A 24,563-nucleotide genomic window follows, 5' to 3' on the forward strand; every position below is an offset into this window, starting at 1 on the left:
AGTTGGATTATTTTGGGCTTGGGATTTAATCCAGTCAATCGCCAAAATGCACAGTACAAGCACATAACGTTAATTTACTTACTCCCACTGCCTTCCGCCTGGCGAATAAATGCCTCGGCGACCGATTCGATTGCCACGACAAACTAGCTTACCGTCAATCAATATCAAGCAGCTATACAAATTATGCCTGTAGACGATAAACCATGGCCAAACAAATTGAGCGAGTAATATTATCACACCAGTGAGAGCAATAATCATTCAAGTAACACTATCTACAAGCGCAATATTGAGTAGCCCATAGGAATTAGAAACCATTATTAGATGGTATTTTTACAAATGGTTAGCCCTAAAATAACTGCAACTGTAATGATTAAATGTAAAATACTTTGATTTTTAACAACAAAACATCAACTTCACATAAATAACTTTTAACCTATAAAAAACAAATAGTTAGTTTTTAATAATAGATTTCCACCTTAATTTTAGACCATGTCTTTGTGATCTATATCAAATTTTAACTTGATAGTTACAGCACTAATCATTAGTATCCTTATTAATTGAGCGTTCAATTAACAACTCTTAATACAGATAACGGACCCCTTTTATGCCAAGACCTATAATGAAAAGCGTAAGACAACAACAGCTGATAGAAGCCACATTAAAGTCAGTTGAGCTTCATGGGTTACAACACACCACGATTAATACTATTAGTGGATTGGCGGGTATGTCATCAGGAATTATTAGCCACTATTTTGGTGGTAAACAAGGGTTAATTGAAGCCACGCAGAAGTTTCTGTTAGAGGAATTGAAGCAAGCATTACTGACGAGAACGTCAGGCAAAACATTAACCCCAATAGATCGACTTTCAATGATCGTGGAAGCAAACTTTACCGAATTACAACGTTCAACAGCCGCGACTAAAACATGGTTAAGCTTCTGGTCCCAAGCGATGCACGATCCTGGGTTAGCAAGATTGCAAAACATTAATAGTCAGCGGTTATACAGCAACCTGCTTTTTTCGTTTAAACAATTATTACCCAGCACCGCCGCGATTAATGCTGCTAAGCAAACCGCTGCTGTGATTGATGGTTTTTGGTTACGTAGCGCGCTGAGTGCCAACCCAATAGAAGATTTTAAACAAGCCCAAATTTTATCTAAAGCCTTTATAACGGCTGTGATCGTGCACAACGGAGTTAAATAATGTCAGCATTAGTAATTTATCAAAATTATATTCATGGCAAATACTTGCCAAACGGTACCGGTGAAACATTTGAAGTCATCAACCCTGCTACTGGAAATGTCAGTTATTTAGTTGAAGTGGCAACCGAGTCTGTGCAAAAAGCCGCAATAGAGAGTGCCAAAATCGGTTTTGCTATTTGGTCAGCGATGATGCCGATAGAACGCAGCCGTATTTTACTTAAAGCCGTTGCCCTACTTCGTGAGCAAAATGATGAACTTGCTGCAGGTGAAGTATTGGATACGGGTAAGCCATGGCAAGAAGCCTCAGTTGTCGATATTGTTACTGGCGCCGACTCTATTGAGTTCTTTGCCGGCCTCGCCCCAAGTATTGAAGGTAATCAACAACCCGTTGGCGCAGACTTTTATTATACGCGCCGCGAGCCATTAGGTATTTGTGCTGGTATTGGCGCATGGAACTACCCGTTACAAATTGCTTGCTGGAAAGCAGCCCCTGCACTTGCTTGCGGCAACGTAATGATTTTTAAACCTTCAGAAGAAACCCCACGTGGCGCAATGCGTTTAGCTGAAATATTCACTCAGGCGGGTGTACCAGATGGCGTGTTTAACGTTGTTCAAGGTGACGGTAGCGTTGGCGCATGGCTAACCACCAATGAAGATATCGCTAAAGTGTCATTTACTGGTGAAGTCGGAACCGGTAAAAAAGTGATGGCTGCTGCTGCGGGTTCACTAAAAGAAGTGACCATGGAGCTAGGCGGAAAGTCGCCATTGATTATCTTTAACGATGCCGATGTTGAAAATGCGGTATCAGCAGCAATGTTAGCGAATTTTTATACTCAAGGTGAAGTGTGTACCAACGGTACTCGCGTATTTGTGCAGCAAGATATTTATCCGCGCTTTATCCAACGTTTACAAGAACGTACTGAGAAAAACATCGTTTGTGGCGACCCAATGCATCCTGACACCAATTTTGGTGCATTGATTTCACGCGACCATCAACAAAAAGTACTCGACTACATTGAAATCGGTAAAAAAGAAGGTGCCACCTTATTAACAGGCGGAACAGCATTAACGCCTGACAATGCACCGAATGGTTTCTTTGTTGCGCCGACGGTATTTACAGATTGCACTGATGAGATGACGATTTCGAAAGAAGAAATATTTGGCCCTGTGATGTCAGTCTTTACCTTTATTGATGAAGATGAAGTCGTTAAGCGTGCCAATAGCACTCACCTAGGCTTAGCCGCGGGTGTATTTACGCAAGACATTACCCGTGCACATCGGGTTATTCATCAAATGCAAGCCGGTATTTGTTGGATAAATGCTTATGGTGCCTCTCCTGCAGAAATGCCGGTGGGTGGTTATAAGATGTCAGGTATTGGCCGCGAGAATGGCAGTGAAACCTTAAAAGCCTATACCCAAATAAAAGCTGTTTACGTTGGTATGCAGTCACTTGAAAGCCCATTTTAGGAGTGACCCAATTAATGTCTACGCAAATGTCTCATGAATACGATTATATTATTGTTGGTGCCGGTAGCGCAGGTTGTGTTTTAGCCAACCGCTTAACGGAAAATCCAGACAATAAAGTATTAATTTTAGAAACCGGTGGTAGCGACAAGAGCATTTTTATCCAAATGCCAACCGCCCTTTCAATTCCCATGAATACTAAAAAGTATGCATGGCAGTTTGAAACCCAGGCCGAACCACATTTGGACAATCGCCGTATGCATTGCCCACGTGGCAAAGTGTTAGGCGGTTCATCATCAATCAATGGCATGGTTTATGTACGTGGTCATGCACGTGATTTTGACGAGTGGCAGCAACAAGGTGCAAAAGACTGGGATTACGCTCATTGTCTGCCTTACTTTAAAAAAGCTGAAACATGGTCTTTTGGCGGTAATGTTTATCGCGGTGATAAAGGTCCATTAGCGGTTAATAACGGTAATGAAATGAAAAACCCGTTATATCAAGCTTTTGTTGATGCAGGTGTCGATGCCGGCTACCTAGCCACTGATGATTACAATGCCAGTCAGCAAGAAGGCTTTGGCCCAATGCACATGACCGTTAAAAACGGTGTACGTTGGTCTACGGCAAATGCGTACCTTCGCCCTGCGATGAAACGCCTAAATTTAACCGTGGTCACTCATGCGCTTGTACATAAAGTGATTATGCAAGGCAAAACGGCTGTCGGCGTTCGTTACGAACGTAAAGGCGAGTTAATAGATGTTAACTGCAATAAAGAAGTGATTTTATCTGCAGGTTCAATTGGTTCACCGCATATTTTGCAACTGTCGGGTATTGGCGATGCAAGTACGTTAGCTAGCGCAGGTATTGAGCAAGTTCATCAATTACCGGGCGTAGGCCAAAACTTGCAAGACCACTTAGAGTTTTACTTCCAATTTAAGTGCTTAAAGCCGATTTCGCTTAATGGCAAGATTGATCCATTAAACAAATTATTTATTGGTGCGCGCTGGATTTTAAATAAATCAGGTTTAGGCGCGACTAACCATTTTGAATCGTGTGGTTTTATCCGTTCAAAAGCCGGTTTAGAGTGGCCAGATCTACAATACCACTTCTTACCCGCGGCAATGCGTTATGACGGTAAAGAAGCGTTTGCGGGTCATGGTTTCCAGGTTCATATTGGTCACAATAAGCCTAAAAGCCGTGGTGCGGTAACTGTAGTGTCAAATGATGCCAAAGTTGCTCCACAAATACAGTTCAATTATTTATCACATCAAGATGATATTGAAGGCTTTAGAGCATGCGTTCGCTTAACCCGCGAAATTATTAATCAACCGGGTTTAGATGAATACCGTGGCGAAGAAATTCAGCCAGGCTTAGCCATACAGACTGATGAAGAAATAGACAGTTTTGTAAGAAGCTCAGTAGAAAGTGCTTATCACCCTTCTTGCTCGTGCAAAATGGGCGAAGATGATATGGCTGTTGTCGATTCAGAAACAAAGGTACATGGTATTAAGGGTTTACGAGTTGTTGATTCGTCAATTTTCCCGACCATTCCTAATGGTAATTTGAACTCACCGACCATCATGGTCGCCGAGCGTGCTGCCGACATCATATTAGGTAACAAGCCGCTGGCACCAAGTTTGGCAAAAGTAACCATTGCCAAGCAGTGGCAAACATCACAACGCTTACAAGCACCGAAAAGAATCGTTAAATAACATCACATTCGCCGATGTGTATTCATTAATGCACATCGGCAACAGGTTGATGGTCAACCTCCATTTTTTGTAAATGACCAATTTAGCTGAGATCAATCTATCAGGGTTTAACTATCGTCAACACGATACTTAAGGCTTGAGGGCATTTTGCCTTTAAAAATTGTTCTATGGCATTAAAAACATACAACAAGGAGCCAACATTATGTTCGCACACACCCTTTATTCAGGAGTTAAATAATGACGACCTGGTTATCAATAGGTATTTTATTTACTTTTGCCGCTATCGCATTTGTAATTTATCGTTGGGGTAATATGCAGTGTATTGGTGTCACACCGGTACGTAAGTTTACTTTTATTGCTATTTTGTTCACTTCTGGGCTTGATGTGGGCTTAATCATGTTCCCGCTGACTGAATTTGCAGGATATGCAGATTTAGCCACCAGTCCAGAATATGGCTTTAGTAATCCGCTGGCGATTGAGTTTGGCTTTTGGGCCTGCTTAATCTGGGCATTTTACTTTTTAACGTGCTTCTACTTTTGTGTTATTGAACCAAGGGTAAAGTATTTTGAAATTCCATTAATTAAGTTTATTAATAACATCGTAATTATTGGTACATGTGCCTTCACTGCTTATTTACTGTTATCTAATTTACCGTGGTATTTACCACAACTAGGTGATGGTGAAACCATTGTTAGTAGCTTCTACTTAATCGTATTTATGGTTATTGCCGCCGCAGTGTATTCAAGCACCAGTATTCGCTATGTTCGTTACCTTAGTTTAGGCAGTACTTGGTTGTTCTTAGGATTAATCGCCATTATGTGGTCTGGCGCATTTTTATCAGACGACTCAAGTATTGGTGAGTTCTTTACCACGTTTGCATTAATCGGTGACTACTTTGGTAGCATTCACAATTTTGTGTTACCAATAAATGATTACCATGAATTCTACCTATTTTGGTGGTTTGCATGGAGTATTATGATTGGTCAATTTACTGCACGTTTTGTTGGTGGAATGAAAACCTATCAAGTGTTAATCGCTATGATGGTGTTCCCTTCCATTCCAATCGCTATTTGGTTCACTGTACTTTACTACTATAGTGCGAATGGGATTGATACCTCTGGGTTCTATAACCTTGCTATGGTAATCGTTGGGATAACGTTTGTTATTAACTCACTCGATTCTCTGGTGCGCTTATACACTGACAACTTAAACCTAACGGTTGAGCGATTTGGTAAAATACCTTATATCATCGGTAATGTTGTGGTATTAAGTGGCTTAACTTTACTATTTAAACTAGAATTTTTAGAAATTCAATGGGTAGGCGCATTAGCTATACTCCTCATTTTAAGTTGTTTTTTCTATATATTAAAAGACCATTTACGTAAAGTGGCTGATATAGAACGCTCTCCAAAAGATAATAAAATTGATTTCAATAAAATCGAATTGTTAGACTAAATAAATAATAATAACCCAAGGAATAAAGATGAACACAACGATAAAAAAGTTAGCCCTATTAAGCTTATTTGCACTCCCTACTACAGTGATGGCTGGTGAGTTAAGCACCACGATTAATGCAACCTCTGATTACACCTTTAATGGTGTTAGCCAAACAGATAATGATCCTGCATTGCAAGCAAGCCTAGACTATGCAGCCGATGATGGTTGGTATGTGGGTGCTTGGGCGTCAAACGTTGACTTTGGTAACGCTGATGACACTTGGTTAGAACTTGATTTTTATGCTGGTAAATATTTTGAGTTAACAGATCGCGTCTCTGTTGATGCGGGTATCGCTTACTACACATACCATGGTGATGATGCATCGGATGAGTACTATTACCCAGAAATATATACCAAATTTGGCTATACCTCATCACTTGGTCAAAGTGAATTAAACTTCTGGTACTCATGGGATTACTTTGGTGTTGATGCTGGTCATTACATCATGATGGCAGCACATACCTTTACCATTGCAGAAGGTCATGACATTAGAGTGAGTTTTGATCGGTCAACATCACAAGATGAAGATAAGTGGGCCTGGGACGGTGACAAGTCTTACAACCATTATCGTGCAGAATACTTAACCAGCTGGGAAGGTTTTGACTTTAACGTCGCGGTTGAAGACACTAGCATGGATACAGATTTAAGTGATACACGTGCAGTATTATCAGTATCTCGTACTTTTAGTCTGTAATTTGTCGACACGATAAAGTAGCTAAGCAGAATAATGTCTATGACATTGTTCTGCTTTTTTAATATTGGGCATGAGTAATAAGCTGATTTCTGTTATGGTGCGTGATTAATGATGAGGGGATTATGGAAAAATACGAACAACTATTAATTTCATTGCGCCGGGTGATCAGAGCTATTGATATACATTCGCGTCAATTAAATAAACTATCAGGTTTAACTGGACCGCAACTCATGGTCATACAGAAAATTGATCAACTTGACGCACCACTGGCTAAACAAATAGCCCAAGAGATTAATCTCAGCGCAGCAACTGTGACGACCATTATTGACCGACTAGAAAATCGTGGCATGGTGATTAGAAAGCGCAGTGAAACTGACAAGCGTAAAGTCCATTTGTCGTTAAGTGATGCGGTAAAACATTATTAAATAGTGCACCAAAACCTTTGCAAGAGCATTTTATTATGCGTTATCAAAACCTTGAAGAATGGGAACAAAGTCAATTATTGTCGGCCGTTGAACGAATCGCCACAATGATGGATGCAAATGATATTGATGCGGCGCCTGTATTGTACGTCGGCCAAATTCAAGTAGACGACCCCGCTCAATAAGCCCCCTTTCCTGCCTATAGCGCGAGAAGCATCTTGCGTTATAAGGTCTATCTTAACGTTCACCTCCCTTCGAACGGTTATTGTCATCTTTTTGAAACAGTACTGTTTCATCGCCTGACAGTGCACATTATTGTGAATATCTGCCATAACACCAAATATTTAACCAGAGCGCTAAGGATTGTAAACTCTCAATTTACTTCACAAATTTCAGATGTAAAAAAGCCGAAAGCCCCAACTATTGTTAAGGCTTATTCACACCACTCTCTATTGCTAGAGATTATAATGGTACCCGAGGCCGGACTTGAACCTGTACGCCTGATATTCAACCAGAGCGCGAGGGATTTTAATCTTTCAATCTAATTCACAAATTTCAGATGTAAAAAAGCCCCAACTGTTGTTGAGGCTTATTCACACCACTCTCTATTGCTAGAGATTATAATGGTACCCGAGGCCGGACTTGAACCTGTACGCCTGATATTCAACCAGAGCGCGAGGGATTTTAATCTTTCAATCTAATTCACAAATTTCAGATGTAAAAAAGCCCCAACTAATGTTGAGGCTTTTTTACACCATACTTACGTATGTAAATGATGGTACCCGAGGCCGGACTTGAACCGGCACGCCTGATATTCAACCAGAGCGCGAGGGATTTTAATCTTTCAATCTAATTCACAAATTTCAGATGTAAAAAAGCCCCAACTAATGTTGAGGCTTTTTTACACCATACTTACGTATGTAAATGATGGTACCCGAGGCCGGACTTGAACCGGCACGCTTATTCAGCGAGGGATTTTAAATCCCTTGTGTCTACCGATTCCACCACTCGGGCAAAGTGTTGTTTTAACCGTTACTAAAACATAAAGTAACCATTAAACGCAATTTTGTGGAGGCGCGACCCGGAGTCGAACCGAGATAGACGGATTTGCAATCCGTAGCATAGCCATTCTGCCATCGCGCCATGCTTTAACCAATATCAAATCCATCGGAGGGGATAAGAAATTGGAGCGACATATCGGGTTCGAACCGATGACCTATACCTTGGCAAGGTATCGCTCTACCAACTGAGCTAATGTCGCATTTATATCTCTGTAATGTTTCTTTAACACTGCAGGAAAAGTATCGTCTTTCAACCTGTTCCAACTGAGCTAATGTCGCATTTATATCTCTGTAATGTTTCTTTAACACTGCAGGAAAGGTATCGTCTTTCAACCTGTTCCAACTGAGCTAATGTCGCATTTATATCTAATATGTTATTAAAAAATTAACACATTGCAACTAGAGGTTGTTTCCCCTGACTGCGGAATGGCATTCTACCGTTTTAGCTCCGATAGTCAATCAATAAAAACACATTTATTGCAACAAAATGACTGTTTGATGCATAAATCATCATTGTGATTAAATAAATTACAACAGTATAAAAAAGCACCTCCAAAGAGATGCTTTATTATTAGTATGATGGTAAGTACTCAATAAACCGCGATATTAAGCTTACGCTCTTTATGAGTCACCACCATCATGAATGGTTAGTTTTTATAATACATTAGCTTTTTGGTAACGATAAAGTGGTTAAACCAAGCATTTTTTGCATAACGCCAACAACCTGACAGCTATAACCAAATTCATTGTCGTACCATACGTATAAAATAGCGCGTTTACCCTCTGCAATCGTCGCTTGCGAATCAACCACTCCAGCATAACGTGAACCGACTAAGTCGCTAGATACAATTTCAGTCGATTCAGTAAAATCGATCTGATTTTGCAATCCAGACTGTAAAGCGACATCTTTTAGATATTCATTCAGTTCATCGCGATTCGTTTCGTTTTGTAAATTAACACTAATGATAGCCATCGAAACATTTGGTGTTGGAACGCGGATCGCATTACCAGTTAACTTACCCGCTAAAACAGGTAATGCCTTAGCAACCGCTTTAGCAGCACCTGTTTCAGTAATCACCATATTTAACGGTGCACTGCGACCACGACGGTCGGCACTATGATAGTTATCAATTAGGTTTTGATCGTTGGTATACGAGTGAATCGTTTCTACGTGGCCATTCTCAATAACATATTTGTCATTAACCGCTTTCAGTACCGGCGTAATAGCGTTGGTGGTACAACTGGCTGCCGATACAATGGTATCTTCATCAAGGATATCGTTTTCATTAACACCATAAACGATATTTTTAATGGCGCCTTTAGCCGGTGCTGTTAACAATACTTTTGCTGCACCAGGGCTTTTAAGGTGTAAACCTAAACCGGCTTCATCTTTCCAAATACCTGTGTTATCAACAATCAATGCATTGTTAATGTCATACTTAGTGTAATCCACCTCATCAGGTGAATTAGAATAAATGATTTGAATATAAGTACCATTTGCGATGATTGCGTTGTTTTCTTCATCAACTTCGACAGAACCATTAAATGGTCCGTGTACTGAGTCGCGACGTAGTAAGCTAGCACGTTTTTCTAAATCGCCCTTTTTACCACCACGTAACACAATGGCGCGGAGGCGCATTTTGTTACTTTTACCCGTACGTTCAATTAATAAGCGTGCTAATAAACGGCCAATACGACCAAAACCATAAAGCACTACATCACGAGCAGGTGTATCATCACCATGGTTGACAGCTTCAGACAACTCCTGTGCCATATAAGCTTCAATACCACTGGCATCTTTATTATCACGCCAGTAATTGATTGCTAATTTACCGATATCCACTCTGCAATGCTTAATCGCTAATTTGCTAAGTGCTACAACAAATGGGAAACTTTCACGAAGACGTAATTTTTCACCGACATGACGACGTACTAAACGGTGTGACTTAATGATTTCGATGGTTGATGCATTTAATAACGGTTTACCATATACCATTACTTCAATGCCCTGATTACGATACAATTTGCCAAGCAATGGTTGCATTGCTTCTGCCATTTCGAAACGTTCTTGCCAGCTTTGTAAATGTTTATCTGCGCTCATGTAGGGATCCTTTATCTCGCTTTTCTATTTTTTTAAGAAAGGTTTGAGTAACAAAAAGAAAAGACCAATAATTTAGTATATTGTATGGGGGTGGCCCCTGTTGGTCGCCGACATTGTAATGAAATACAGGCTATTTCGCTAGTAACAAATTTTCGGTAAATGTGTAATTTTATTAGACAATTTACCTCTCGGAGAGCATTTTGAGCAATAATTTTGTATTAATTACATCATTTACAGTTATTGGGGCATTATTTGGCCTTTTTGGCTGCGATAATGACCGTAATAGCGACCTCATTTGTAAAAATAATCCCGAACTTTGTAGCGATTTACACAAAGATAGTTGGTGCCGATTTGAAAAAGGCGACTTGATCCGTCATCGATACGCGTTAAAACAGAGCTCGTCGCCCACAGGCAAGCAACTTTATCAACAGTTGGTATATCTAGAAAATTACAGTAAATGCATCGAATTAGCCGCAGGGGTTCAACATAAGTTGAATACCGACCGTACACGTGATCGCGAGCGAGCATTTGCGGTAAGTACTCAAACACTGTCTGAACTTCAAGAGTTTACTCGCACTAATAATGAGGTACATTTAGCCTTTTATCGCTGGATGCGTTTCAACGATCAAGACTCGTTCGCTATTGTAGAAGACACCTATAAGCAAGGTGTCCTCACTGACAATGACATCATTACCCAGCTTGCTGCTTATTATGTGCGAGTTTCACCTCATGACGCTAAAACACTTTATTTGCATTTGTTAGCCACAACTGAACCCGCCAAAATCGATCCTGATTGGTTTTTAGCGTTAGCATCGATATATCGACAACAACAAAATGCTGAAAAAGAATACCTGTTAACTCGAGCAAATTTGTTAATGAGTGACCACCATGCTGATGAAGAAAAGTTATTGGCTATCATTAATGGTAATAAAACATTAGCGACTGAACTCGATAAACAAGCACTTGAATTAATCTCAGCGGTAATGAGTAAGCAATTTGCACAGAGTCGCAGTGAAATGTTACTAAAATAGGCATTAATCAGCCCGCTAATAGACCAATATTATATAACGCACGGTAGTGTTCAACTTACAAAACTGTGCTTAATTTATATTCATAATGTGCTTAATGTAAAAAAAATACAAAATTATTGGCTTAATTAAGCATATTTAGGTGATTTAACTTGATTATTACGGCCAATTTGGTAATTTTACAACTAGGCGATTTACATGCCACCTAATTATTTTAACTTGAGGGATATGAGATGACTATCCGTGTAGCAATTAACGGCTATGGCCGTATCGGTAGAAATGTTTTACGTGCACTGTACGAAAGCGAAAAAAATTACCCAATCGAAATCGTTGCATTAAACGATTTAGGTGACGCATCTATTAATGCTCACTTAACTAAGTACGATACTGTACATGGTCGCTTCAACGCAAAAGTTGATCACGACGATGAAGCTATCTATGTTAATGGTGATAAAATTTTAACCTTCCAAGAACGTGACCCATCAAAGTTACCTTGGGCTGAGCTGAAAATTGATATCGTTTTCGAATGTACTGGTATTTTTACTTCTAAAGAATCTGTGCAACCGCACCTTATCGCTGGTGCGAAGAAAGTGCTTATTTCTGCTCCAGGTAAGAATGTAGATGCAACAGTTGTTTACGGTGTAAACAACGAAGTGTTAACTGCTGATATGACAGTAGTTTCAAATGCTTCTTGTACAACTAACTGTTTAGCACCTATTGCTAAGCCGTTAAATGATGAGCTTGGTATTGAGTCTGGTTTAATGACCACAATCCACTCTTACACTAACGATCAACGTTTATCTGATGTGTATCACACAGATTTACGTCGTGCTCGCGCTGCGGCAATGTCGATGATCCCAACTCAAACCGGTGCAGCTGCTGCAGTAGGTTTAGTGGTTCCTGAGCTTCAAGGCAAATTTGACGGTTTAGCGGTACGTGTACCAACCATTAACGTGTCTTTAGTTGATTTAACATTCTTAGCATCTCGTGACACGACTGTTGAAGAAGTAAATGCCATCATTACTCGTGCTTCACTACAGTCTCCAATGTCTGAAGTATTAGCGATTAATGAAGAGCCATTGGTGTCTATTGACTTTAACCATAATCCTTTCTCTTCGAATTTCGACGCAACACAAACACGTGTTAAAGGTCGTTTAGTGAAAGTGATGTCTTGGTATGATAACGAATGGGGTTTCAGTAACCGCATGTTAGACAACGCTGTTGCACTAATGAATGCGAAGTAATCTACAAAGTATTATTTAATACTTGATAGACATATAGTAGCTTAAGAGCCTCGCATTTATGCGGGGCTTTTTGTTGTCTGTGGTTTACATACTGATTATTTTTTCAGTTCACTTTGAAGGTTTTTACTTGATGCAACGACTCCTTTATTTAACTCCATTATTAGTTTTATTTGGTTGTTCTTCAACCAATAATAAAACGACATCATCGCATACTAATAGCATGTTTGATAACGCGAACCGTTTAGCTTGTTCAATACAATATGCAGACAGTCATCAATTCTGCACATGCTTCGTTAGCGTATTATCCGACGTTACACCCGTAGCTATTAAACAGAAAACAGTTGGCGGTGATCCATCATCTATAAACGAACTAGCCAGTATTATGATTCAACATTCAGATAAGTTAAATCAATGTGAAGTATTGAAAACACCTGACCTATCCATTTCTAATATTAAATTAACTGCACTTGGCCAAGCTATCCTGTTAGAACACAAAGATAAAATCCTGACACCTGAAAATCGTTTCAATTTAGTGCCACATCTAACGATAGGTTACGAATTTAGCATGGACCAAATAGGCGCAATAGAGAAAAGGGCTTATTCAGAAAAACTCGTAAAAGTAGATCAAAATGCGTTTTACTTTTCACTTTTAAATAATGGCGTTGTTGAAAGAGAAAGCCTTTACAAATATCAGCATGGAGATCTATATCTTCGAGCTCAATCTACCACAGAACAAACAATACAAAACGAATACAAAATACCTTATAACTATCAATGTCAATTTGTCATTGGTAAATGTAGTTCTGTGAGTCATTCAGGTTTAAAGAAAACAGTTTATACGGAATTTAGAGAGGGATATTGGATCAGTAATCAACCTACCTTTGGCGTTAAACGAAAGATAGTGATCAAAATTTTTGGTATCGATGGATTGCCTTTATATGAATATAATTTATTTCAAAATGGCCGAACGTCAGAATATGTAAGGAAACAGCGAAATAAATAGCGATACTTCGATACTTAACAAGAGATAAATACAGTATCTCTAACTGTATAATTCAGATCGGATGATAAGCTGTATTGCACTAAAAAGCCGACTTGATGTCGGCTTTTGATTTAACACTTAACCTTAATAATCAGTTTAAGCGTTGCCCTTCACTTTCATGTTTAACTCTTTGGCAAAATCAAGCATCCGTGTCAGTGGAATTAATGCTTTGATACGTAATGCATCGTCGACAAAGATTTCGTGATTGGTTTTATCGCTATTGATTAATGACTGTTCAATGGCTTGTAGACCGTTCATCGCCATCCATGGACAGTGGGCGCAGCTTTTACAGGTTGCGCCGTTACCGCCGGTTGGGGCTTCGAGTAATATTTTACCCGGAGCCGCTTGCTGCATTTTATAAAAAATACCGCGATCGGTAGCGACGATAAACTTGTCGTTAGGCATGGTTTGCGCAGCTTTAATCAGCTGACTAGTTGAACCTACAGCATCGGCAAGTTCGACTACACTAGCAGGTGACTCAGGGTGTACTAGAATAGCTGCCGTTGGGTGCTGCTTTTTAAGCTCGCGTAATGCTTTGGCTTGAAACTCATCATGCACAATACAATCGCCCTGCCATAACAGCATGTCGGCGCCAGTTTGTTTATTGATGTAAGCGCCTAGATGACGATCGGGAGCCCAGATAATTTTTTTATCCTGGCTGTCTAAGTGCTCAACAATTTCAAGTGCGATACTTGAGGTGACTACCCAATCCGCACGTGCTTTTACGGCGGCTGAGGTATTGGCATATACCACAACCGTATGGTCGGGATGGGCATCGCAAAACTCACTGAATTGCTCAATCGGACAACCTAAATCTAATGAACAGGTTGCTTCAAGAGTTGGCATTAAAATGGTTTTTTCTGGGCTTAAGATTTTAGCGGTTTCGCCCATAAACTTAACGCCAGCAACAATTAATGTCTTGGCTGGGTGATCACGACCAAAGCGGGCCATTTCTAATGAATCAGACACACAACCGCCCGTCTCTTCAGCTAATGCTTGAATTTCAGGATCGGTATAATAATGGGCAACAAGTACTGCATTTTGATCAATCAATAACTGTTTGATATGTGCTTTATACTGTGCTTTTTCAGTGTCAGACAACACGGCAGGTTTTGGCGGAAACGGATACTCAATAGTTTCAATTTTAGGTGCCGACAGACTCATACAGGTTCCAATCGATTTACATTGTCCGAGTATTATACGAAAAAGCCACTTAAAACAAAAGGACGCGTTAGCGTCCTTTTGGATAAGATAGTGGAATTAGCACTAATCATCATTAGCGCATGGCTAATAACATTTCTTGCGGTTGCTCTAGGTAGTGTTTCCACAGATTACAGAAGCGAGCAATGGTGCCACCATCAATAACGCGGTGATCGCCAGACCAGCTTACCTGCATAATTTTACGCGCTTCAACTTCACCTTTAGCATTAAAGCGTGGCAGTATTTGTAGCTTACCTAGCGCCACAATCGCTACTTCCGGTTTGTTAATAATCGGCGTTGCAATGGTGCCGCCTAATGCGCCGATATTAGAAATCGAAATCGTACCGTCTTTCAAATCAGCCGGTGATACTCGGCCACTGCGCGCGGCAGTGGTTAAGCGTGAAATTTCAGCAGCAATATCCAAAATAGACTTACTTTGTACATCTTTAACATTCGGTACCAATAAACCCATTTTTGAGTCAACAGCCATACCGATGTTATGACGCGACTTATAAGTGAGTTCAGTGCATTGGGCATTCACTTGGCTATTTAATATCGGAAATTCTGTAATCGCTAATGACATGGCCTTCATAAAGAATGGCATCATGGTCAGCTTAACTTCGTCAGTTGAATAGCGTTGCTTCATACTTTCACGCAAAGCCACCAGTTCGGTTAAATCAAACTCTTCACAGTAAGTAAAATGTGGGATAGTCGATACTGACTCAACCATCATTTTAGCCATAATAGCCTTGACGCCTTTGATCGGTTCAACGCGATCACTTGCCGTTACACTAGTCACTGAGTCGCTGTTAACAGAACTGCCAGCTTTAGCACTCACTTGACTCGTTGATGACACTGTTGTTGCACTCGCTGCAACTTGAGTAACATAACCACCTTGCTGATGACGTTCAATATCTTCTTTGTAAACACGACCATTTTTGCCGCTACCGACAACCAGAGCGATATTAATGTCAAGAGTCCGTGCCATGCGGCGAACGGCTGGGCTAGCTAAAGCTTTACCTTGTGCAACAGGTTCAAGGTTAACTTGTGGCGCAGCTGCTTGTGCTTGTTCAACCACTTCAACAGGAGCTGACGGAGCATTAACTTCAGCTTCTACTTCAATGGCGAATAAAGGTGAGTGCACTTTAGCAAGCTGACCTTTACGATAATGCAGTTTGACAATTTTACCGGCTTTCATGGCCGGGATTTGCACTAACGCTTTATCGGTCATCACATCAGCGATGGGTTGATCTTCAACGACGATATCGCCTTCTTCGACTAACCAATCAACCAATTCACATTCAACAATCCCTTCACCGATATCAGGCAATAAGAACTCTTCAATGTTTGACTGACTGCTGATTGTGGCCGTAACAGCATTACTGTTGTTAACAGCTGAATCGTTAACCGGTGTCATGGCAGCTACAGGGGCTTCAATGACGCTATCGTTGTCATCTCCATCCATTTCTACTGCGTACAATGGTTGATGCACAATGGCGATTTCACCTTTGGCGTAGTAAAGCTTGGTAATTTTTCCAGCATGCGGCGCCGGAATTTGCACTAAGGCTTTATCTGTCATTACATCAGCAATCGGTTGATCTTCAGTGACAATGTCACCTTCGCTAACTAACCAATCAACTAATTCACATTCCACCACACCTTCGCCGATGTCGGGTAAAATAAAATCTTTAATCATACCTTACTCCTAAAACGACACTGTGGCCTTGATGGCTTCGAAGGTCTTTAACTCATCTGGCATGTATTCTTTTTCATGCACCAATGGATAAGGCGTATCTAATCCACACACACGACTGATCGGTGATTCAAGCGATAAGAAACATTCTTGCTGAATGGTTGCCGCAATTTCACCCGCAAAACCACCGGTTAATGGCGCTTCATGGTTAATCAGTAAACGACCTGTTTTGGTCACTGATTTTGCGATAGTTTCAACATCCCATGGCGCGATAGTGCGTAAGTCGATAATTTCACATGAAATACCTTCTTTTTCGGCACGTTCACAAGCTTTTTCAACAATTTCCATCTGTGCGCCCCAAGCCAGTACAGTAATATCGCTGCCCTGTTTGATAACTTGTGCCTTGCCTAGCTCGATAACATAATCACCGGCAGGCACTTCACCCACTGATGCACGGTATAAACGCTTAGGTTCAAAGAAGATCACTGGGTTTGGATCGCGAATAGACGCCAATAACAAACCTTTAGCTTGTTCAGGGTTACGTGGAATAACCACTTTTAAGCCAGGCGTTTGGGTAAAATAGGCTTCAGGTGATTGTGAGTGGTAATGACCACCGGCGATACCACCACCGTATGGAGTACGGAAGGTTAACCCACCCACATCAAATTGATTACCACTGCGGTATCTAAATTTTGCTGATTCATTCACGATTTGATCGAATGCTGGAAAGATATAGTCAGCAAACTGAATTTCAGCAACCGCAGTCATGCCATAAGATGCTAGACCATTAGCAAAACCAGCAATACCTTGTTCCGTTAGCGGCGTGTTAAAACAACGGTCGCGTCCAAACTGCTCTTGTAAACCAGAAGTCGCGCGAAAAACCCCACCGAAGTGGCCAACGTCTTCACCAAAAATCACCATGCGCTCGTCGGCAGTCATGGCTATTGATAACGCCTCATTGATGGCGTGTAACATATTCATTTGAGCCACGATTTAGAGTCTCCCTGCGCTTTTTGGATAGGCTTTTGGATACTTAGCAATATGCTCTTTCAACTCTTTTAGCTGCTTTCTTAGCGCTGGAGTTGGTTTATCAAGCACATCTTCGATAATCTCGTCGAGTTTTGGTACTGGTAACTTTTCAGCTACTTTTACCGCGGCTAACACTTCTTCACGATAACGCTCAAATAATTTAGCTTCATCAGCTTCGGTGAGCCAATCTTTATTAATCATCCACAATTTAAAGCGTTTCACCGGATCATGTTTTTGCCATTTGGCTTCTTCTTCTTTTGAACGATAACCTGATGGATCGTCTGATGAAGAGTGCGCGCCCAAACGATACGTCATCGCTTCAATTAATACCGGTGCATTGAATTCGAGTGCATGAGCACGCGCTTGTTGCGTAGCCGCTAATACCGCGAGCATGTCGTTACCGTCAACACGAATGGTATGCATACCATAACCTACACCACGACTAGCAATACCGTTACCGGCAAATTGCTCTTCTGTAGGGGTAGAAATTGCATAACCATTGTTACGACAGAAAAAGATGGTCGGAGACTTAAGCACTGCGGCCATGTTTAAACCAGCATGGAAGTCACCTTCTGACGCTGCGCCTTCACCAAAGTAACAAATAGCGACATTACGTTTGCCTTGCAACTTCATACCATAAGCAACACCAGTGGCTTGTGGAATTTGAGTTGCCAGTGGTGATGAAATGGTTTGGTAGTTGAGTTCGCGGCTGCCGTAATGAATCGGCATTTGACGACCTTTACCTAAATCTTTCTCGTTACTGAACATTTGATTCATAAATTGTTCAGTGGTAAAACCGCGATAACGCAATGAGGCGTGTTCACGATATTGAGCTAAAATGACATCATCTTTATCAAGTGCTGCTGTGCTGCCAATAATTGAGGCTTCTTCACCGGTACAGGTCATGTAAAAACTAATACGACCTTGACGCTGCGCACCCAACATACGCTCGTCTAATACGCGTGTAAAAACACAAGTATCAAAGATTTTTTCGGCCAAAGCCTTGTCGATTACTGGTAGAACCGCATTTTCATAAGTGGTGCCATCTGCTTGCAAAATACGCAAAATGGGGATGTGCAATGACGCTTTGTCTAAGAAGCTGACACGGTGCACTGTTTCATTGGTCAGTGGTGCGTTGCTCATATTATGCTCTTGTTATTGTTGAGCCATATTCAACATAAACATGGCTCTATTTATTCTATGCGAGTAGACATTACGTTAACGTAAACTACCTATCAATACTTACTCTTGCTGTAAACGCATTTTACTCACGATTGACATGTATATATTGCTTTACGGCTATACAATTGACTCGTTTGGTGCCGGCACTAAACAGAGCACAGTGCGCTGTCCTATAGGGACATTCGCATTAGGAAACACTATCGCTTCTTGCGGATGTTCAACAGTGATTGAATTACCGCCTTCTCTCGCTAACACCTCGCCCTGATTAAAGGCACTGAAGTTTTCTGCATCACCAGCAAAGCTAAATTCAAAATCATCAAAGTGCTTGTTAATAGAGCGCGATACCTTATACAAGTTGACCTTGCCAGCGTCGAACTTAACAGGTGCTAACTGAGTTTTAGTAATCAGCTTTTCAAGCATAGTATGAGTTTGTGCAAAACGACTCATGTCGTTTTGGCCAAATGGCATCACTTTGCCTAATTCCATCGTAAAAGCATCTGCTTGAAATTGCTCTGACGAATAATAACTAAACGTCGTTGTTGGTTCGTGGTGAAACAACATAGTATCAACGCCACATGCCGCCAAAAACATAATTTGTTCACCGCTGAAAGCACGGCCTGGGCGGTATGGGTAAATAGCAAACTTTTCATGTTTTGAGGCGCGGATGGCTGTATGTAAGTCGTAATGAATACGTTGATTGTCATTATTGGCATTAAAAAAATCTGCCACGTATTGCTCTAACGCTTTTGCACGATGACGCTCTGGGTGGCTTAAGCCCTCGCCTTTAGAATGCGCGCCACTAAATAGACGATTCATGTTTTCGTCAATAAAACGGGTTTTATTGACGATCGCAGCCGGATTACCAATTAAAAACATCACACGCTGCTTGGCAATAATACGCTGGGTCAGCAAGTCTTTAATCAGTTGATTACATATTTCAATTGGCGCGGTTTCATTGCCGTGCACAGCGCAAGACAACACAATATCTTTGGTAGCAGTAATTGGCGTAAACACAATCACCCCAGTGTCTAATACATCTACTCGAGTATGGTCGGATAACATAAAGTCATACGCGCTAGGTAGTTGAGTTGGGTTTGCTAAGGTATAGGCTAAAAAATCGTGGTTTATCATTAGGTCAGATAACACTATCAACTCCTTGTCTCATTATTATATGGCGTAGTTAACTTTGACGTAAAACGATGTTAACTATTGTGCCTATTGCCGCGGATTCTATCATAGCCAAACGCTATTTTATTGGTGGCATAACTTAGATTTATTTATTAATAAAAGTTTGCTTGCAAATATTGTCAATATTCAACACAATTACAGCCATCTAGACTTCTATAATTTGTTTTAAGGGTATGTCATGGCGTTAGCTACATTTGGTGCAGGCTGTTTTTGGGGTGTTGAATATTTTTTCCGTGAAATTAACGGCGTCAGTAACGCAACGTGTGGCTACATGGGTGGCAAAGACAGTGCGACGACATACAAAGAAGTGAAGACGGGTTCCACTGGTCACGCAGAAGTGGTTCAAGTTGAGTTTGATCCAGAAGTCGTCAGTTATGACGAATTGTTGGATACTTTTTGGAAAAATCACAACCCAACCATGCTGAACATGCAAGGCGGCGATATTGGTACACAATATCGCAGTACGATTTTTTTTCACGATAAACAACAAAAAGCCCAAGCTGAAAGCTCAAAACTGGCATTAGCACGCAGCTGTAAATGGGGACAGCGTCATATTGTGACTGAAATTGTACCGATACAAACATTCCACATTGCCGAGGAATACCATCAGAATTATTTAGAAAAAAATAATTTACCAACTTGTCATTTGGTTTATTAATTGGATTGAGATAAATAGTACTTCTCTTATTGCGTGATCAACCAAGATCACTGAGATTTTTGAGTTTACGACACATTGTTGAAATAAGGGAGATGTCCTTATTTCAACAATGAAACAAAAACACCCTATTTGAGCAACGGCAGAGGATAGATTTTTTTGTTAGCTTGTACTTAATATTACTCATCGATGTAAAATCAATAACCCAGTCACACTATTAACTCTTATGGATATATAGATAGTAAATAAATATTCCAAGAGCAAAAATACTCACCGAAGAAATAATGTACAACCACGCAAGTTTTTTATCTTTTTCCCGGGTAAAGCGTTTAGTTGCCTCTATATTAACAAGAGAAGCATGCCTTTTAGCGTTAGGGCGCATGATAATACTCGCATAAGCGGGGTATCTCATACCTATACCTTTATCCCATTCTGCCGGCAATATGTCCTCTTTTGCCATTTCGCGCTCAATATGCTTAACGGTAATTCGGCCAAACAAAAGTACAGCAATACTCCACATACAGAAGGTAATAAAAAAAAATATACCCATCCAACTTTCAGTTGATAGTTCATCCATGAAAACCTCGATTATAAACTATTCAACCATGAACCTATGCAGTCCATTGATCAAATTAATCACCACTTTAGCTACAAGATATCCAGTAGTACCAGTAGTACCAGTAGTACCAGTAGTACAAAAATAATTTTCAAATTAGTCTTCTGAACCATATAAAAAATAGGCTGTAAATATAAGAGTAAAAAAAATAGCGCTAGAAACCTGAACGAATACAGCCAAGTACCAATCGAGTTTTCGACTTAAACGTCTAGTCGCCTCTATGTCGACAGTGGAAGCGTTTCTTTTTGCATTAGGGCGCATAATGATACTGGCGTATGCAGGATACCTCATACCGATACCTTTATCCCATTCAGGAGGTAATATCCCCTCTTTCGCCATCTCGCGTTCAATATATTTAACGGTAATTTGACCAAATAATAATATGGAGATCCCCCATATAAGAAATGACAGTCCTCCAATAATAGCCATCCAGTTTTCTGCAGATAGTTCATCCATGAAAAGCTCGATTATAAACTGTTTAAACAATCACCTATATGATAGGACTCATTGCCAAGCCATCATCTATTTAGCCAAGCCCCCTAACCTCAATGGATGAACCAATTATAATCACTCAATCAAATCGGCTAGCTATCAGAGATGTATGAATAATAGATTGTTACCCCAATAATAAAAATAATAGCACTGGAAGCAACGTATAATGATGCGAGTTTTTTATCCTTTTTCCGCGTATGTCGTCTAACAGCTTCAAAATCTATAATTATTGGATTCAACTTTGGGAACACCATAATTAAGGAGTAAGTAACGATAATAGTACCTATTCCTTTATCCCAAACAGGCGGAGCTATACCTTCTTTCGCCATTTCGCTCTGAATATGCTTAACGCTAATGCGGCCAAATAAAAAAGTTGTAATACACCATATACAAAGAGCAATAAAAAATAATATTGCCATCCAACTTTCAGTTGATAGTTCTAACATAAATCCCTCGCTATAGGCTATTTAACCAGTAACCTAAATTAAAGGCTTTATTGGCAGACCATTTGCCTATCGCGTCACCACCTTTAGCCGCCACAAAACCAACAGTTACGGCCGCACCGATAATAATGACCCAACCAACTGGGGTAGCCAACAGTGCTAAACCCAAACCCGAAGCTGATGACACAACGACCTGGCCTGCCCATAAACCTGCTGCAGTACCCATACCAAAACCGGCTGTTTCAACCGCGGCACGTTTTTGCCAATTAGCTCCAGCTAAATAATCAACATGTACATTGCCCGCACGTATCCCAGCATCAAGCACAATTAATCCTTTACCGAGAAGATTTGCTCCCATTTCAAAAGCGCGTAAATTTTGAAAATCAACTGTAGAGGTAAATTGAATCGGTTTTATGGACCTACCGCTTTTTGCTTTATTGATACCACGATCAGCATTACTGTAAACAGTACCTCTTTTGCTTTTGACCCGACCAATGTATTTATTGATTTCTGCTTGGAATTTTTGATTAAAGTCTTTCCCTAGTTCCCTTGCGTTTTGTTCTAGCATCATCATTTGGGCTTTAGGATATTTTGCTTGTGCGCCAATTCTTACTTTCTCTAATGCAACTTGAAGTTTATTAGCGGCTTTAGCAAAGTTACTTAATCTTGTATCTAAGGCAGTTGATGCTGCGCCTATGGCGCCTATGCTTTCATTGCGCAGCATGGGTGCTAATTCTGCTTGATAAAAATCAGCGAGTGCTTGTAGGTTTTCGCCTCAAAACATATCATCCATCAAAGCGATATTTCGTTTTGCTTGTTGTGGTAATGATTGTATTTGATTAAGCGTGCAGACTAATTCCGGTCTTTCTTGGCGCCAATTAGTGCCATTAGTGTTGCCACTACGCATAATAAACGGAGTGCCCGCAGAGACAAAGGCACTATTAATATGTGGGTTGTCTTGTTGAAACGTAGCAAAAGCTTGCTCGTTATTTGGGTTTACTGGATAGATATTACTTTTGCTGTAGCATAGCTCTATATCATTTGACATAGTTTAGTCCTTTAAAAAATCAATCCTATTGAAGTTACGATGAATCGTTTGAACTTCATTCCGTGAGTAATGTTTATATTACCATTAAAAAAAAACGATGTATAATTCTTAAAGTAATATAAAGCCTTAGCTATTAGCAATGTCATTTCATTTCATTTCATTGGAATAAATATTATTTTTCTGATCCAAGGTATGCTTTAAACACAGCAATTATTCAGGCGCTATTTCAAAAACGATTTTTTGAACACCAGTTATAATTTGTTCATAATAAAAATTTTTCATATCACTTATATTGTTCGTCAGTACTCATTTGGTGTATTTTCTCGTTGTGGTTACTTCTACCTAAGCAAATTATAACGATTGATTATTATATCGAATGAAGATCAACAGGTGCTGGGTAGTTTTGATTTATGTCAGGTAACGTCACTCACCTGAAAAGGATTATTTACACAATAGATTAGCCCAATCGGTTTCCTACACTCAACTTCACTTTACCCGCAGTAGTAAATTCCCTACAATCCCATGCATATTGCTTAAGGCATGTTATTGGAGAAAAAAATCATGAGTGAAGCTCGTCACGTTAACCTACTAATTTTAGGTTCTGGCCCTGCCGGCTATACCGCTGCTGTTTATGCTGCGCGTGCAAATTTAAATCCTGTGATGATCACAGGCATGCAGCAAGGTGGTCAATTAACTACCACGACTGAAGTAGAAAACTGGCCAGGCGATGCAGAAGACTTAACCGGTCCAGCATTAATGGATCGCATGCAAAAGCACGCTGAGAAGTTTGATACCGAAATTATTTTCGATCATATCAATGAAGTGACCCTAACTGAGCGCCCTTTCCGTTTAAAAGGCGACAATGGCGAATTTACCTGTGATGCATTAATTATTGCCACTGGTGCATCTGCTAAATACTTAGGTCTTCCATCTGAAGAAGCATTTATGGGCCGCGGTGTTTCTGCCTGCGCTACATGTGACGGTTTCTTTTATCGTAACCAAAAAGTTGCGGTGATTGGTGGTGGTAATACTGCTGTTGAAGAAGCACTTTACTTAAGTAATATTGCATCTGAAGTTCACTTAATTCACCGTCGTGACAGCTTCCGTTCAGAAAAGATTTTGATTAGCCGCTTAATGGACAAAGTCGCTAACGGTAATATCATTTTGCATCTAGACCAAACACTTGAAGAAGTGACGGGTAATGACATGGGTGTGACAGGTCTTAAGAAAAAGAGCACTAAAGATGGTTCAGTTACCGACTTAGAAGTCGCTGGTGTGTTTGTTGCGATCGGCCACAGCCCAAATACTGGCATTTTTGCTGATCAGCTAGAAATGAATCACGGTTACTTAAAAGTCAACAGTGGCTTACAAGGCAATGCAACACAAACTAGCATCGAAGGTGTTTATGCCTGTGGTGACGTAATGGATCAACATTATCGTCAAGCCATCACTTCAGCCGGTACAGGTTGTATGGCAGCACTTGATGCTGAGCGTTATTTAGACGCAAAAAAGTAATCGACTGGATGTAATACAACAAAAGAGCAGCTCAGGC

21 protein-coding genes, 3 tRNA genes and 1 pseudogene are annotated in these 24,563 nt (G+C 40.4%); 11 read left to right on the plus strand and 14 right to left on the minus strand.

The annotated features are described in order from the left end of the window. Positions 1-604: 604 nt before the first annotated feature. The 6 genes and pseudogenes from betI to EGC82_RS11815 all read left to right on the plus strand — a co-directional run bounded on the left by betI (position 605) and on the right by EGC82_RS11815 (position 7,174). Positions 605-1,201, plus strand: a complete 597-nt coding sequence (betI, locus tag EGC82_RS11790) for a transcriptional regulator BetI (protein ID WP_124730938.1) — start codon at positions 605-607, stop codon at positions 1,199-1,201. Next, positions 1,201-2,667, plus strand: coding sequence for a betaine-aldehyde dehydrogenase (gene betB / locus EGC82_RS11795; RefSeq protein WP_124730939.1), 1,467 nt, complete (start codon positions 1,201-1,203; stop codon positions 2,665-2,667). Before betI ends, betB begins: the two co-directional genes overlap by 1 nt. Positions 2,668-2,693: 26 nt before the next feature. After that, positions 2,694-4,376, plus strand: coding sequence for a choline dehydrogenase (gene betA, locus EGC82_RS11800; protein WP_124732640.1), 1,683 nt, complete (start codon positions 2,694-2,696; stop codon positions 4,374-4,376). Positions 4,377-4,613: 237 nt separating this feature from the next. Beyond that, positions 4,614-5,831: a BCCT family transporter gene (locus EGC82_RS11805; protein ID WP_124730940.1), complete on the plus strand. Its 1,218-nt coding sequence runs from the start codon at positions 4,614-4,616 to the stop codon at positions 5,829-5,831. 28 nt (positions 5,832-5,859) lie between these two features. Continuing rightward, the gene (locus tag EGC82_RS11810) at positions 5,860-6,567 is read left to right on the plus strand and encodes a TorF family putative porin (RefSeq protein WP_124730941.1); all 708 of its coding nucleotides are present in this window, start codon (positions 5,860-5,862) and stop codon (positions 6,565-6,567) included. 122 nt (positions 6,568-6,689) lie between these two features. Further along, positions 6,690-7,174 (plus strand): annotated as a pseudogene (locus EGC82_RS11815) (MarR family winged helix-turn-helix transcriptional regulator). A gap of 743 nt (positions 7,175-7,917) precedes the next feature. Here the strand turns inward: EGC82_RS11815 and EGC82_RS11820 are convergent. The 4 genes from EGC82_RS11820 to EGC82_RS11835 all read right to left on the minus strand — a co-directional run bounded on the left by EGC82_RS11820 (position 7,918) and on the right by EGC82_RS11835 (position 10,151). Then, positions 7,918-8,003 (minus strand) — tRNA-Leu (locus tag EGC82_RS11820). Positions 8,004-8,058: 55 nt separating this feature from the next. Then, positions 8,059-8,132, minus strand: a tRNA-Cys gene (locus EGC82_RS11825). Between the two features lie 42 nt (positions 8,133-8,174). Beyond that, a tRNA-Gly gene (locus tag EGC82_RS11830) sits at positions 8,175-8,250 on the minus strand. Positions 8,251-8,714: 464 nt separating this feature from the next. Next, complete coding sequence (locus tag EGC82_RS11835) at positions 8,715-10,151, minus strand: glyceraldehyde-3-phosphate dehydrogenase (RefSeq protein WP_124730942.1); 1,437 nt, start codon at positions 10,149-10,151, stop codon at positions 8,715-8,717. A gap of 200 nt (positions 10,152-10,351) precedes the next feature. Here EGC82_RS11835 and EGC82_RS11840 point away from each other — a divergent pair, with 200 nt between their 5' ends. From EGC82_RS11840 to EGC82_RS11850, 3 genes are all read left to right on the plus strand, one after another. Continuing rightward, positions 10,352-11,182 carry a DUF2989 domain-containing protein gene (locus EGC82_RS11840; RefSeq protein WP_124730943.1) on the plus strand — a complete coding sequence of 277 codons (831 nt, stop codon included), beginning with the start codon at positions 10,352-10,354 and terminating at the stop codon, positions 11,180-11,182. Between the two features lie 230 nt (positions 11,183-11,412). Further along, entirely contained in the window at positions 11,413-12,423 is a 1,011-nt protein-coding gene (gap, locus tag EGC82_RS11845; RefSeq protein ID WP_124730944.1) for a type I glyceraldehyde-3-phosphate dehydrogenase, read from the plus strand. A gap of 127 nt (positions 12,424-12,550) precedes the next feature. Further along, positions 12,551-13,426, plus strand: a complete 876-nt coding sequence (locus tag EGC82_RS11850) for a hypothetical protein (RefSeq protein WP_124730945.1) — start codon at positions 12,551-12,553, stop codon at positions 13,424-13,426. Positions 13,427-13,561: 135 nt separating this feature from the next. Here EGC82_RS11850 and nadA read toward each other — a convergent pair whose 3' ends face one another. The 5 genes from nadA to astE form a co-directional block, all read right to left on the minus strand. Next, positions 13,562-14,629 carry a quinolinate synthase NadA gene (gene nadA, locus EGC82_RS11855; RefSeq protein ID WP_124730946.1) on the minus strand — a complete coding sequence of 356 codons (1,068 nt, stop codon included), beginning with the start codon at positions 14,627-14,629 and terminating at the stop codon, positions 13,562-13,564. 112 nt (positions 14,630-14,741) lie between these two features. Beyond that, the gene (locus EGC82_RS11860; RefSeq protein ID WP_124730947.1) at positions 14,742-16,361 is read right to left on the minus strand and encodes a dihydrolipoyllysine-residue acetyltransferase; all 1,620 of its coding nucleotides are present in this window, start codon (positions 16,359-16,361) and stop codon (positions 14,742-14,744) included. Between the two features lie 9 nt (positions 16,362-16,370). Further along, positions 16,371-17,348, minus strand: coding sequence for an alpha-ketoacid dehydrogenase subunit beta (locus EGC82_RS11865; RefSeq protein WP_124730948.1), 978 nt, complete (start codon positions 17,346-17,348; stop codon positions 16,371-16,373). Positions 17,349-17,351: 3 nt separating this feature from the next. Next, positions 17,352-18,530, minus strand: coding sequence for a thiamine pyrophosphate-dependent dehydrogenase E1 component subunit alpha (locus tag EGC82_RS11870; RefSeq protein WP_124730949.1), 1,179 nt, complete (start codon positions 18,528-18,530; stop codon positions 17,352-17,354). A 156-nt stretch (positions 18,531-18,686) separates the two neighbouring features. Beyond that, positions 18,687-19,700: a succinylglutamate desuccinylase gene (astE, locus tag EGC82_RS11875; protein ID WP_415837584.1), complete on the minus strand. Its 1,014-nt coding sequence runs from the start codon at positions 19,698-19,700 to the stop codon at positions 18,687-18,689. 235 nt (positions 19,701-19,935) lie between these two features. Between astE and msrA the strand changes: the two genes are divergently transcribed. Then, positions 19,936-20,415, plus strand: a complete 480-nt coding sequence (msrA, locus tag EGC82_RS11880) for a peptide-methionine (S)-S-oxide reductase MsrA (protein ID WP_124730951.1) — start codon at positions 19,936-19,938, stop codon at positions 20,413-20,415. A gap of 214 nt (positions 20,416-20,629) precedes the next feature. Here the strand turns inward: msrA and EGC82_RS11885 are convergent, their stop codons facing one another. The 5 genes from EGC82_RS11885 to EGC82_RS11905 all read right to left on the minus strand — a co-directional run bounded on the left by EGC82_RS11885 (position 20,630) and on the right by EGC82_RS11905 (position 23,011). Next, positions 20,630-20,989 (minus strand): hypothetical protein, encoded by a 360-nt coding sequence (locus tag EGC82_RS11885; protein WP_124730952.1) that lies wholly within the window; start codon positions 20,987-20,989, stop codon positions 20,630-20,632. A gap of 135 nt (positions 20,990-21,124) precedes the next feature. Then, on the minus strand, positions 21,125-21,484 hold the full coding sequence (locus EGC82_RS11890) for a hypothetical protein (RefSeq protein WP_124730953.1): 360 nt from the start codon (positions 21,482-21,484) through the stop codon (positions 21,125-21,127). A 128-nt stretch (positions 21,485-21,612) separates the two neighbouring features. Further along, positions 21,613-21,966: a hypothetical protein gene (locus tag EGC82_RS11895; protein WP_124730954.1), complete on the minus strand. Its 354-nt coding sequence runs from the start codon at positions 21,964-21,966 to the stop codon at positions 21,613-21,615. Positions 21,967-21,976: 10 nt separating this feature from the next. Then, positions 21,977-22,687, minus strand: a complete 711-nt coding sequence (locus EGC82_RS11900; protein ID WP_124730955.1) for a hypothetical protein — start codon at positions 22,685-22,687, stop codon at positions 21,977-21,979. A gap of 51 nt (positions 22,688-22,738) precedes the next feature. After that, positions 22,739-23,011 (minus strand): hypothetical protein, encoded by a 273-nt coding sequence (locus EGC82_RS11905; protein ID WP_124730956.1) that lies wholly within the window; start codon positions 23,009-23,011, stop codon positions 22,739-22,741. Between the two features lie 561 nt (positions 23,012-23,572). On the opposite strand from EGC82_RS11905, the gene trxB reads away from it, so the two are divergent. Next, positions 23,573-24,526 carry a thioredoxin-disulfide reductase gene (trxB, locus tag EGC82_RS11910; protein ID WP_124730957.1) on the plus strand — a complete coding sequence of 318 codons (954 nt, stop codon included), beginning with the start codon at positions 23,573-23,575 and terminating at the stop codon, positions 24,524-24,526. The last annotated feature ends 37 nt before the right edge of the window (positions 24,527-24,563 follow it).

The organism is Shewanella livingstonensis (assembly GCF_003855395.1).
Taxonomy (GTDB): Bacteria; Pseudomonadota; Gammaproteobacteria; order Enterobacterales; family Shewanellaceae; genus Shewanella; species Shewanella livingstonensis.